The organism is Campylobacter sp. RKI_CA19_01122 (assembly GCF_025771325.1).
GTDB classification, from domain to species: domain Bacteria; phylum Campylobacterota; class Campylobacteria; order Campylobacterales; family Campylobacteraceae; genus Campylobacter_D; species Campylobacter_D lari_D.
This window is the reverse complement of the sequence record NZ_JAKMPZ010000001.1, coordinates 1-12026: the sequence shown is the minus strand read 5'-3', so window position 1 is coordinate 12026 and position 12026 is coordinate 1. Positions and strand designations below refer to the sequence as shown.

General features: G+C 29.1%; 15 protein-coding genes and 1 pseudogene. 8 read left to right on the top strand and 8 right to left on the bottom strand.

Translation table 11 applies throughout. The annotated features are described in order from the left end of the window. The first annotated feature begins 13 nt into the window (after positions 1–13). Both msrP and L8U37_RS00075 read left to right on the top strand, forming a co-directional pair. Positions 14–907 (top strand): protein-methionine-sulfoxide reductase catalytic subunit MsrP, encoded by an 894-nt coding sequence (msrP, locus tag L8U37_RS00080; protein WP_220566891.1) that lies wholly within the window; start codon positions 14–16, stop codon positions 905–907. Next, on the top strand, positions 907–1455 hold the full coding sequence (locus tag L8U37_RS00075; protein ID WP_263728298.1) for a sulfite oxidase heme-binding subunit YedZ: 549 nt from the start codon (positions 907–909) through the stop codon (positions 1453–1455). The genes msrP and L8U37_RS00075 overlap by 1 nt, the downstream gene beginning before the upstream one ends. Positions 1456–1525: 70 nt before the next feature. Here L8U37_RS00075 and L8U37_RS00070 read toward each other — a convergent pair whose 3' ends face one another. From L8U37_RS00070 to L8U37_RS00055, 4 genes are all read right to left on the bottom strand, one after another. Then, the gene (locus L8U37_RS00070; protein ID WP_220566893.1) at positions 1526–2050 is read right to left on the bottom strand and encodes a DUF2165 family protein; all 525 of its coding nucleotides are present in this window, start codon (positions 2048–2050) and stop codon (positions 1526–1528) included. A gap of 66 nt (positions 2051–2116) precedes the next feature. Continuing rightward, complete coding sequence (locus L8U37_RS00065) at positions 2117–4237, bottom strand: heavy metal translocating P-type ATPase (protein ID WP_263728297.1); 2121 nt, start codon at positions 4235–4237, stop codon at positions 2117–2119. Beyond that, positions 4227–4418, bottom strand: a complete 192-nt coding sequence (locus L8U37_RS00060) for a cation transporter (protein ID WP_263659023.1) — start codon at positions 4416–4418, stop codon at positions 4227–4229. Before L8U37_RS00060 ends, L8U37_RS00065 begins: the two co-directional genes overlap by 11 nt. Next, a complete protein-coding gene (locus tag L8U37_RS00055; RefSeq protein ID WP_263728296.1) occupies positions 4419–4964 on the bottom strand; it encodes a GNAT family N-acetyltransferase in 546 nt (181 codons plus the stop codon). It lies immediately after the preceding gene. An 80-nt stretch (positions 4965–5044) separates the two neighbouring features. Here L8U37_RS00055 and L8U37_RS00050 point away from each other — a divergent pair, with 80 nt between their 5' ends. From L8U37_RS00050 to L8U37_RS00025, 6 genes are all read left to right on the top strand, one after another. Next, positions 5045–5752, top strand: coding sequence for a YebC/PmpR family DNA-binding transcriptional regulator (locus L8U37_RS00050; RefSeq protein ID WP_039618745.1), 708 nt, complete (start codon positions 5045–5047; stop codon positions 5750–5752). Between the two features lie 9 nt (positions 5753–5761). After that, a complete protein-coding gene (locus L8U37_RS00045; RefSeq protein WP_133318677.1) occupies positions 5762–6244 on the top strand; it encodes a peptidylprolyl isomerase in 483 nt (160 codons plus the stop codon). A 48-nt stretch (positions 6245–6292) separates the two neighbouring features. Continuing rightward, positions 6293–6721, top strand: a complete 429-nt coding sequence (locus L8U37_RS00040) for a trehalose-6-phosphate synthase (RefSeq protein WP_220566898.1) — start codon at positions 6293–6295, stop codon at positions 6719–6721. 50 nt (positions 6722–6771) lie between these two features. Further along, entirely contained in the window at positions 6772–7377 is a 606-nt protein-coding gene (locus L8U37_RS00035) for a DedA family protein (RefSeq protein ID WP_263728295.1), read from the top strand. 126 nt (positions 7378–7503) lie between these two features. Beyond that, positions 7504–8280: a threonine/serine ThrE exporter family protein gene (locus L8U37_RS00030; protein WP_220566900.1), complete on the top strand. Its 777-nt coding sequence runs from the start codon at positions 7504–7506 to the stop codon at positions 8278–8280. After that, the gene (locus L8U37_RS00025; protein WP_133318673.1) at positions 8277–8795 is read left to right on the top strand and encodes a threonine/serine exporter family protein; all 519 of its coding nucleotides are present in this window, start codon (positions 8277–8279) and stop codon (positions 8793–8795) included. The genes L8U37_RS00030 and L8U37_RS00025 overlap by 4 nt, the downstream gene beginning before the upstream one ends. On the opposite strand, the gene argS is transcribed toward L8U37_RS00025, so the two are convergent. From argS to L8U37_RS00005, 4 genes and pseudogenes are all read right to left on the bottom strand, one after another. Next, complete coding sequence (gene argS, locus L8U37_RS00020) at positions 8792–10387, bottom strand: arginine--tRNA ligase (RefSeq protein ID WP_220566901.1); 1596 nt, start codon at positions 10385–10387, stop codon at positions 8792–8794. The genes L8U37_RS00025 and argS overlap by 4 nt on opposite strands. Before the next feature lie 9 nt (positions 10388–10396). Beyond that, positions 10397–10636 carry a twin-arginine translocase TatA/TatE family subunit gene (locus L8U37_RS00015; protein WP_133318671.1) on the bottom strand — a complete coding sequence of 80 codons (240 nt, stop codon included), beginning with the start codon at positions 10634–10636 and terminating at the stop codon, positions 10397–10399. Between the two features lies 1 nt (position 10637). Next, a complete protein-coding gene (gmk, locus tag L8U37_RS00010; protein ID WP_220566902.1) occupies positions 10638–11252 on the bottom strand; it encodes a guanylate kinase in 615 nt (204 codons plus the stop codon). Continuing rightward, positions 11249–12026: pseudogene (locus tag L8U37_RS00005) on the bottom strand (hypothetical protein); the annotation flags it as partial. The pseudogene L8U37_RS00005 and the gene gmk, both read right to left, overlap by 4 nt.

The following is a 12026-nucleotide window of genomic DNA, read 5'->3' as shown; positions in this document are numbered from 1 at the left end:
TAAAGGATGCTTCATGAATATCACAAACGAACAATTATATAACAAAAGACGCCATTTTTTAAAACTAGGTGCTGGAGCTTTAGTTAGTTCAGCTTTAGTTCAATCTGAATTAATGGCATTAAATTTCTTTCCTGATCCTAATAATGAAAAATTAAATTTAAGTGAAGAAAAAATTGCAACTAATTATGTTAATTTTTATGAATTTTCTACTGATAAAAAAAGAGCTGTTGAGCTTGCAAAAAATTTCAACACAAATGGTTGGAAAATAGAAGTTAGCGGGGAAGTTGAAGAACCTTTGACTTTAACTATGCAAGATTTATTGGCTTTTCCATTAGAAGAGAGAATTTATAGATTTCGCTGTGTTGAAACTTGGTCTATGGTGGTGCCTTGGGTTGGTTTTGAATTGCGTGCTTTAATAGAAAAATGTAAAGTTAAAAGTGAAGCTAAATTTATAAAATTTACCACTCTTTTTGATAAAAATCAATTTGCCGATCAAGCCTCATTTTTTCCAACTCTTGATTATCCTTATGTAGAAGGCTTAAGATTAGATGAGGCTATGCACCCACTAACACTTATGGCTGTGGGTATGTATAAAAAACCTTTATTGGGACAAAATGGAGCACCGATTCGCCTTGTAGTTCCATGGAAGTATGGCTTTAAAAGTATAAAATCTATTGTAAAAATAGAATTTACCAAAGAACAACCCAAAACCACATGGGAGTTAGCAAACCCTAGAGAATATGGATTTTATGCTAATGTTAATCCAAATGTCTCTCACCCAAGATGGTCTCAAGCAAATGAGCGTCCTTTGGGAGATTTTTTCACTAAGCCTACACAGATGTTTAATGGCTATGAAAAAGAAGTAGCGCATTTGTATAAAGATATGGATTTAAAGGTTAATTTTTAATGAGCAAAAAAGTTTATAATATCAGTGGATTTTTAGCTTTTGTTTTAAGTATTGTTTTTAGTGTTTATCAAATCATGCAAGAATTTGATATTGTAAAATCTGTATATTTTTATAGTGGTGTATTTGGCTTAATCTTTTTTGGATTAAGCCTATTTTTTTCACTTTTAAAGTATAAACACACAAAAGATTACCCTAAATTTTTAGGTTTTTATGCATTTTTTTGGGTTTTGATTCACTTTTTTAATTACTTTGCTTTTAGTAAAAATTTAGATTTAATGCTTTTTTTCAAAGATACTTTTAGTAAAAATTTAGAATTTAGTGGTTTTATAAGCTTTTTCATACTCACACTTATGTTTATAAGCTCATTTAAGCTTTTTAAAAAATTAAGTAAGATAAGAAAACTTGGCTATTTTTGCTTTTTACTAGTATCTTGGCATTATTTTTTATCTGCAAAAATACCGCAAATTCCACATTTTTTAGCACTGAGCCTAGCTTTAATTTTCTTGTTTTTTAAATTATGGAATAATTACAAAAAAAAGAAGAAGTAAATATTTACAAGCTCAATCATTATAAAAACATTTTATATTTTCCACAAACCCTCAACAGAGAGTTTGTGATTTAATCATCGTTTTTAATACTAATATAAACTAATGCTAAAAGCATATAGGTTACTAATCTAGTAGCATCAGGCAAACCATTCCAAGTTTTACTCATCCACATGCCAAACCACTCTGCAGCCACCACTTGAAAACCAAAAAACCATAACAAACAACAACAAGTTAAAGCAATGATTCCAAATTTTTTAGCTTCATGGAAAGTTTTTGCATCTAAATTTCTTGCTTTAAACATATCTAAAGCACCTTTTAAAGCAGTCAGCATAATAAAAGCTTCAAAACAAATAATAAAGATATAAGCAATATGATGGATCGTAGAATTTGTAATAGCCCTATAAATAATAGCATTACCTAAATAATCAGGCTTAGTATCCATACTCATAACATGTTTTACAAACTGAAAGTTTGAATTATAATCAGTTATATTACCAAAAACAACAATAGCAGCCAAAGAGGCAACGGTAAGCAAGATAATCATTTTAGAATATCTTATTACACTCATCATAGAAAAACTACAATTGCAATTCATTAAATACTCCTTTTTGTTAAAGTTATATTAATATAATACAACAAATATTAAATAAAACTGAAATATCTAACGCAATCTCAAAGAATTGACTACAACCGTTACCGAACTAAAACACATTGCTAAAGCTGCCAAATGCGGACTAAGACTTATAAATGGCACAAGACCTGCCGCAATGGGAATACATAAAGCATTGTAAACAAAAGCCCAAAAAAGATTAAGTTTGATGATATTTTTAGTTCTTTGAGAAAGCTCGAAACAATAAGCTATTAAAGATAAATCATCTTTTATCAAAATCAAATCTCCGCTTTTTTTAGCAAGCTCACTTGCTTTAGAAAAACTTATGCTTGCACTAGCTAAATTTAAAGCAGGAGCATCATTGATACCATCTCCTATAAAAAGAACTTTTTCTTTTTTGATTTTTTCTTTTATGAAATCAAGTTTTTGCTCAGGTTTTAAATCAGAATAATATTCATCAACATTAAGCTCATTTGCTATTTTAGTAACACTTTTTTTATTATCACCACTTAAAATAATACTTTTTATACCTTTTTGTTTTAAATTTGCTATCAAATTTTTAGCTTCGTTTTTAAGTTCATTTTTTAAACAAACCCCGCCAAGACAAATATTATTTTTTGCAAAATACAAACATATAGGTGCTTGATCTTCAAATTCTTGCAAAAATTGCTTGCTTTTTTGTATATCAACACTATTTTCAAGCATTAATTTTTCATTGCCTATTAAATATTTATCATTATTTTCCTCATAAAGCAAACCACTACCCACTAAAACACTTAATTTTCCTTGTAAATTTAAATTTACATTCAATTCTTTAGTAAAAGCCTTTGCAATAGGATGTGAGCTTAAATTTTCAATTTGCGTGAGTTTTTGAAAATTTTCTTGAGTTAGATCATGCTTATAAATACTTAAATCATCTTGACTTAAAGTGCCTGTTTTATCAAAAATAGCAAGTTTTATACTAGCTAAATTCTCTAATACCGCTGGATTTTTTACTAAGATAAAATTTCTTGCACCATTTGCTAAAGCACTAACTATGGCTATAGGGGTTGCTAAGCCCAAAGCGCAAGGACAAGAGATTAAAAGAGTGGCACAAGCATGTAAAAATGCTGCGTTGACTCCTTCTTTAAAATACCAAAAAACAAACACAAAAAGTGATAAAACAATAATACAAGCTACGAAATAAGCTGAAATTTTATTAGCTAAATTTGCTAAAGGTGTTTTGATATTGCCTGCTTTAAAAACAAGATCTTTAATTTGTTCTAATGAGCTTTCAATCGCCTTTTTACTAGCTTTAATCTTTAAGCTTCCATTAATCAACACACTTCCTGCTAGAATTTCATCATTTTGCTTTTTCAAAAGTGGTAAAAATTCTCCTGTTAAAAAACTCACATCAACCTCAGCCTCGCCTGCTATAATTACCCCATCAGCAACAACGCTTTCACCCTCTTTCACTAAAATCACATCATTTTCTTTTACAAAAGCACTAGGTATGCTTTTTATACTTGCATCTTCTAAGATTATATTAGCTTTTTTAATATCTATATTTTTTAATTTGTTTTGATATTCTAAGGATTTAAATTTAGCCTTTTCTTCTAAGTATTTACCTAATAAAACAAAGCTTACAATCATCGCTCCGCCACTAAAATACAAATAACCATCTTTACTAAATACCTCAAAATACACAAAAAAAGAATATATAAAAGAAGTAAAAGCTCCTAAAGATATCAAGGTATTCATATCTAAATTTTTATGTTTTAATCCTTTAAGAGCGTGGATAAAAAAACCTTTTCCGCAATAAAAAATCGCTATCATAGATAAAAACATTTGAATTAAAGCAGAAACATTTCCTTGAACAAACATTTCAAAATACATCACAATAGAGCTTAAAATTATACTCATAATAAGCTTTGTTTTCATATTTTTAAGCTCTTTGAGTTTAAATTCGTATAAATTTTGTTCTTCGTGCAATATCTCAAAACCCAAAGCTTTGATTTTTTCTTTGATCTTTGCTTCTAAAGATAAATCTTTAAGCAAAAACACTCCACTAGAATTGACATAAGAAACACTTACATCTTCTACCCCATCAATTTTTGCACAAACTTTTTCTATAGCATTAGAGCAATTAACACAAGTCATATTGCCTATTTTTAACTTTAACTCATGCTTCATCTGTCTCAAAACCTAAATCTTGCAATTGTTTTTTAAACTCTTCAACTTGCTCTGCTTTTAAATCAATCTCTATGCTTTTATTTTCAACACTTATTTGCATAGCACCAAATTCATCTTCCAATGAAGCTTTGATTAAATTTACACAACTTTGACAATTAATATTTTTAGTTTTTATAATCATTTATTCTCCTTTTTCTCTATATTCATATTTATGAGTGTGAAAAATTTTATTTTTTATAAATTTAAAACCCATTTTTTCATAAAGTATTTTTGCATTTATATTTTCATCTTCTACGATTAATGAAAGCTTTTTGCCATTTTTCAAAGCTTCATTGAAGGCATATTCAATCAATTTCTTAGCAATACCTTTCCCTCTTGCCTTTTCATCCACGCAAATACTATCTAAATAAAACTCATTATCACATTCTTTTAAAACTTTTTCATTAATTCCTAAAAATTCTAAATGCTCATTTAAAGGCTTATCTAGCTCATCTGCCAAAGCCCCATCATAAAAACAAATCACACCTAAAATTTCATTATCTTCTTCATAAACATATATATTTCCATAGCTTAAACGATTATTTTCTTGAGTGAAGAAATTTTCTAAAACCTCTATGGCTTTTTGATGATCATTATAGCCACTAAGTTTATATATAAAATGATCCATTGCCAAAGCAAGCAATTGTATACATTTTTTAACATCATCTTTCCTAGCTTTTCTGATCACTCTTTTGCTCCTTTAAAATCAAATTTAGACTTCTTAGTTTATACTTTTAACTTTAAAACAATATAAGAAAGAGAGAATTTATGGGAAGAGCGTTTGAATATCGCAGAGCCTCTAAAGAAGCAAGATGGGATAAAATGAGCAAACTTTTTCCAAAACTTGCAAAGGCTATACAAGTAGCAGCAAAAGAAGGCGGAGCTGATCCTGATATGAACCCAAAGCTTCGTAGTGCCATAGCTACTGCAAAAGCTAATAATATGCCAAAAGACAATATCGATGCAGCTATTAAAAGAGCAAGTGGAAAAGATAGTGCTGATATTAAAAATATCCACTATGAGGGAAAAGCAGCACATGGGGCTTTAATCATTGTTGAGTGTATGAGTGATAATCCTACACGCACAGTGGCTAATGTAAAAGCAATTTTTAGCAAAAATGGTGGAGAAATTTTGCAAAATGGCTCTTTGACTTTTATGTTTTCACACAAAGCTGTTTTTCATCTTGAAAAATATGATGGAGATTTAGAAGAACTTGAGCTTGAACTTATTGATGCAGGACTTGAAGAACTTGAGCAAAATGAAGAGGAATTACTAATTATAGGTGATTACACTGCTTTTGGTGAGCTTAGTAATGCCATAGAAAAAAAAGGCTTAGTGCTTAAAAAAGCAGGACTTGAATATCTTGCTAATAACCCCGTAAGCTTTAGCGAAGAGCAACTTCTTGATATTGAAAAATTGCTTGATAAATTAGAAGATGATGATGATGTACAAGCAGTTTATACCAACATAGAATAGGAGCAAAAAATGCTTAAAAAAATCGACATAAAAGATGCAAAAAAATACAATTTTGCTATCATTAGCACCGAAAAAGGTGATATGAAATTAGAATTATTTCCCGATGAAGCACCACAAACTGTGTGTAATTTTGCTAATTTAGCTAATGAAGGTTTTTATGATGAGCTTGTTTTTCACCGTGTGATTCCAAATTTTGTAATACAAGGTGGTTGTCCTTATGGTATAGGTTCAGGTGGTCCTGGTTATGAGATAGAATGTGAATGTGACGATCAAAAACACAAACATTTAAGAGGTAGTTTATCTATGGCTCATGCTGGTAGAGATACAGGTGGTTCACAATTTTTTATTTGTCACAGCCCACAACCTCATTTAGATGGAGTGCATACTATCTTTGGACAAATCAATCCTGAAGACAAAGAAAGTTTAGAAGTACTAGATAGCATTAGAGCAGGAGATAAAATCAAAACTATCCAAATTTTAGAAAAACTTTAATTTTACATCTCCTTAAAATTGTGCTATGATTTTTTAAGGAGATTAATTATGCATTTTATTTTTATTTGTATTCATCTTATCTGTGCTATATTTTTTATAGCCTATGTATTTTTTGATGTTTGTGTTTATTGCTTTGCTTATAAACACGAAAGCAAAGAAGATTGCGATAAAATTAAAAAAGCCTATACCAAGTCAAGTATTTTTATTTTTGCTAGTATTTTTATCTTACTTTTATTGAGTGGTTTTTATCTTTTAAGTTTTTATGAATTTAATTCTTTTTGGGATTTTTTTGCAAGCAATTTTGGAGTATTTTTATTTATCAAGCTTTTGCTACTAATAACAATGTTAGCTTTAACTTGTTATTCTTTGTTTTTTATAAAAATTTTAAAAAGAAAAGATCCCTTAAAATCTCACTTGATTGCATTGATTTTATGCATTTTAATAGTCATTTGTGCAAAAGCCATGCTATATTTTTAAAACATTAAAACTAAATTTATATCATTAGTTTAAAAAATTAAAGGGTGTTTATGCTTGGTGATATTATAGATTTTTTACTTACTCTTGCAAAAGATTGGGGTTATTGGGGGATTATCTTTCTTATGTTTATAGAAAGCTCCTTTTTTCCTTTTCCTAGTGAAGTAGTGATGATACCTGCTGGATATTTAGCCCATCAAAACGAACTTAACTTTTGGCTATGCCTACTTTGTGGGACTTTTGGAGCTCTTTTGGGTGCTTTATTAAATTATTACTTATGTTATTTTTTAGGGCGCAATGTTGTTTTAAAAATATGTAAATATTTTGGAGTTAATGAAACAAAATTTGCTCAGTTTGAAGCCTTTTTCAATAAACATGGTGAAATATCAACATTTAGTGGTAGATTAATCCCTGGATTGCGTCAATACATTTCTTTACCTGCTGGACTTGCAAGAATGAATTTGAAAAAATTTATATTTTATACTAGTTTAGGAGCTGGAATTTGGTGTTTAATTTTACTTATATTAGGTTATATTTTAGGTAAAAATGAAGACTTACTTAAAGAATATCTACATTTTGTTATTATTGCTTGTATTATTTTTATAAGTATGCTTTTAACTATCTATATTTATATACAAAAAAAGAAAAATCGCACTTAATTTTTTTAACTTCCTTAAATTACCTAGTGCATATGTTTTTAATATTTTTACAAAAATATTTTAAATTTATAAGATTTTATATTTTAATTTTGATAAAATCTTTAAAAACTATTTTAAAGAATATTTATGCAAAAACCATCAATTCAAAATTTAACTAATTTTTTAATCGAATATATTAGCGTTTTTCTAAGTGCAGGAACTTACACAGCAAGAGTAGCAAAATGCGTTGGAAGGATAGCTAATGCGTATGGTTATGAAATTAATATGAATTTTTTCTTTCATCATACTACGCTAAATATTTTTGATAAAGATGATAACTCTATACAAAGAACCTACATCATACCTAACAAACACAATCATATTAATTTTAAACTTATTTTAGAACTTAGTGCATTAAGTTGGCAAATTCATGATCATAAATACAACCTAGAAGAAGCCAAAATTTCTCTTTTAAAACTCAAACAAACCAAAAGAAATCCTTTTTTAGCTAATTTATTTTTAGTTTCAGCAGCAAATTCGGCCTTTTGTAAGCTATTTGGGGGAGATTTTTATGGATGTTTATTTGTATTTTTAGCTACTTTAGTGGGTTTTAGTTTGAGAGTTTTACTCACTAGAATAAAAATTGATTTAAGAATTCAATATATTTTTTGCTCTTTTTTATCTTCTTTTATTGTGTTTTTTGGAGTGGATTTAAAGCTTATACAAGAAGCAAATATTGCTTTGGGTTCTAGTATCTTGTATTTAATACCTGGAGTTTATTTTATAAACTCAATTATAGATATTTTAAAAGATCACATACTTATGGGTTTTAGTCGTATTATTAGTGTGGCGATATTGGTATGCTGTATTGCTATTGGAATTTATACCACTCTTAGCATTAGTGACTTTGGAATTTTAAGATGATTGATTATTCTTCTATACTTTGGGATATGTTTTTTGCAGCTTTAACAGGATTTGGTTTTGCTTATGTGTGTAATCCGCCCTTTAAAACACTCATACTTTCAGCCATATTAGCCGCCATAGCACATGGTATGCGTTTTACTCTAATGGGGTATTTTGGCTTTCAAACTTTAGCTATTGCGACCTTTATAGCTTCTTTTAGCATAGGTTGTCTTGGTTTGTTTTTGGCTAAGATTTTTAAAACACCTGCTGAAATTATAGCTTTTCCTGCTCTTATCCCTATGATACCCGGAATTTACGCATACAAAGCTATATTGTATTTGATTTCTTTTATACGCTCAGAGGATATTGGCGAAAAAACTAATTTTTTGATTCATTTTTTTGATTATTTCTTTACAACACTTTCGGTAACATTAGCTCTAGCAGTAGGAGTAAGCATAACCTTGCTTTTATTTTTTGAACAAAGCTTTATGATGACAAGAAGTATTAAAAAAAGCAAAAATCACGATCAAAATTAATCGTGATTCATTTTATTCTTTGCCTCTATTCCCATGAGTGCAAAAGCTGTTTTAATACTCAAGGCACATATGGCAAAAAGTTTTAAAAGCTCATCTTCATTGCTTGAGCCAACAACTTTATTTTCATTATAAAATTTATGAAATAAAGAGGCTAAATTTTTTAAATAATCAGGAATTTTTTGCAAGGCTCTTGATTCGAATGCATCATTAAGTACTGCTTTTAAATTTAAGCTTTCAAACAAAAGATTCATACCATCTTCATTTAAACTCTCAAATTTAGCATATATAACATCATTTACACTCTTACCTGCTTTGGCAAATACTTGATGAATTCTCGCATGAGCATAATTAATATAATACACAGGATTAGAGCTATCTTCTTTTTTAAACTCATCTACATCAAATTCCAAATGCGTATCACATTTTTTACTGATAAAAATATATCTTAGCACATCACTACCAAGTTCTTCTAAAACATCACCCATTAAAATGAAATTTCCTGCTCTTTTACTCATCTTATAAGGCTCGCCATTTTTTAAGAGTGAAACCATTTGTGCTAAGATAATTTCAAGATTTTGACTATCATGACCTAAAAATTCCATAGCAGCTTTCATTCTAGCAATATAGCCGTGATGATCAGCCCCCCATATATTGATACACTTATCATAACCACGACTCATTTTATCTTTATGATAAACTATATCAGCAGCTAGATAAGTTCCTTTTCCATTATCTTTAATAATCACACGATCTTTTTCATCACCTTTAGCACTTGATGCAAGCCATATTTTACCATCTTGCTCATAAGTACCACCATGCTCTTTTAAGGCTTTTAAAGTATTTTCTAATTCACTATAATAGCTTGTTTCACTCACATAAGTATCAATAAATATCTTAGCATCGGCTAAATTTTGCTTAATAATTTTTAGCATTTTATCCTTAGCCCAAAGCGCTAATTGTGGAATATTTCCTTCTATAAAAAAATCTTTTTCAAATTCAGCAAAAGCCTCTTTTGCTACATCTACGATATATTCACCTTTATAATACTCATCAGGATATCGAACTTGCTCTTTTAAACAATGCTCTTTTACTGCAAGCAATATAGAAAGACCCAAAAGATAAATTTGATTACCCGCATCATTAACATAATATTCTGTATCAAATTTATATCCTAAATGTCTAGCAACCCTAGTTAAAGTATCACCAAAAATAGCCCCTCTAGCATGCCCTATGTGTAAAGGTCCTGTTGGATTTGCACTAACATATTCAAGTAAAAAACTCTGCTCTTTTTTTTCATCTTTTGCAAAATTTTCACTATCACTCAAAGCTTGCGTAGCCAAAGAATTTAAAAAAGCCTTTGAAAGCTTAAAATTTACATAACCATTTAAAGCCTCTACACTTTCAAAACAATCACAATCTTTTAACTTAGCAACAATATCATTAGCAATTATTATAGGGTTTTGCCTTAATTCTTTAGCTAAAGAAAAAGCCAAAGGTGTAGCAAAATGGGCTAAATTTTTATTCTTAGGATTTTCTAAGATAAAATCTCTTCCTAGTTTCTCTTTAATTTCTTTATAAACTAAAGTTTTCAACGTATCGCCTTAAGCTTTTTTTGTTTCTTCATTATTTTCTTTTACTAGCACATCTTTTTCGTTGATTTTTTCAATTTTTTGTGCATCTTCTTGAACGATTTTTTTATCATCATCAGTATTCATTTCATCTTTAAAAGTTTTAATACCTTTTCCTAAACCTTTAGCAAGCTCTGGAATTTTTTTAGCACCAAAAAGTAATACTACAATAAGTAATATAATTAACCATTGGGTTCCACTTGGCATATGCATTTTATTCTCCTTTATTCCATTGAATTTGAATTTGTTTTAAATCATGTTTTGTACTTTTTAATTTTGAAGCTTCAAAAACTGCTTCTAGCTCCCTATAACTTTTTTCTAGATCATCATTTATGATTAAAAAATCATATCGATCCAAATAAGCCATTTCATCACTAGCATTTTCTAATCTTTTGCTAATATCTTCTATTTTATCAGTATTTCGCTTAAGCAATCTTTTTTCAAGTTCTTTTTTATCTTTAGTTGTGATAAATACAGAAGTAATATAATTAGGCATTTTTTCTTTAGCTATGCAAAAGCCTTGCACATCTATATCAAAAATGACACTTTTACCCTCTTGCAATGCTTTTTTTACAGGAATTAACGATGTACCATAGTAATTTTTATGCACTAAAGCCCATTCTAAAAAATCACCTTTTTCTATACCTTGTTTAAATTCTTCTTCACTGATAAAAAAATAATCTACTCCATTTTTTTCATTTTCCCTAGGAGCTCTTGTTGTGCTTGAAATAGAAAAATAAATATTATCTTTTTCTTTAAAAAGTTTTTGAAGCAAGGTACTCTTACCTGCTCCACTTGGCCCTGAAATAATTAAAATTTGACCGCTCAATGTTTATCCTCATCAAAGCTTATATTGATGTTTATATTCATCTTCATACCTTTCAAGGCTGCCTTTAAAGTATCATCAGTAATACTTGAAGTAATGGTTTGAGCTATACTCTTACTAAGCTCATTTACCATTTCATCTTCTTGTAAATTTTCTATTTTTTCTTGAGTGCTTAATCTATTTTCTTCTTTCTTTTCTACAATAGCTGGAGCAAGCTCTTCGCCTAAAGCCAACATAATATCATTTTCATTTAAATTTGCAAACTCATCTTGTGTATCGTCTAAAATTTCGCTCATATTTTCCTCTATATTTTCCTCTATATTTTCCTCTATATTTTCCTCTATATTTTCCTCTATATTTTCCTCTAAATCAAAAGCTTGCGTATTTTCATTGTTATCTGTTTCTTGAGTGTCAAAATTTTGCATTAACTCCCCATCAAGACCATTAAATTCTTCATCAAGCTCATCAATAGCGGCCAATTCTTCTTTTATCTTATCTTGAGTACTTAGCTCTTCTTCTTCTAGTTGAAAATCATCTATACTTTCATTTTCAAATATTTCTTCAACCATAGGCTCATTTTCTTCTAAAGCCATTTTTTCTTCTTTTTCCTCACCAATAAATTGAGCATCCTCAGGTAAATCATCAAAGCTCATTTCTTTTTCACCTATCTCTTCAACCATAGGTAGTGTATCAAAAGAATCAAATTCAACAGGGGTTTCTTCTATATTTTCTTCTATATTTTCTTCTATATTTTCTTCTATATTTTCTTCTATATTT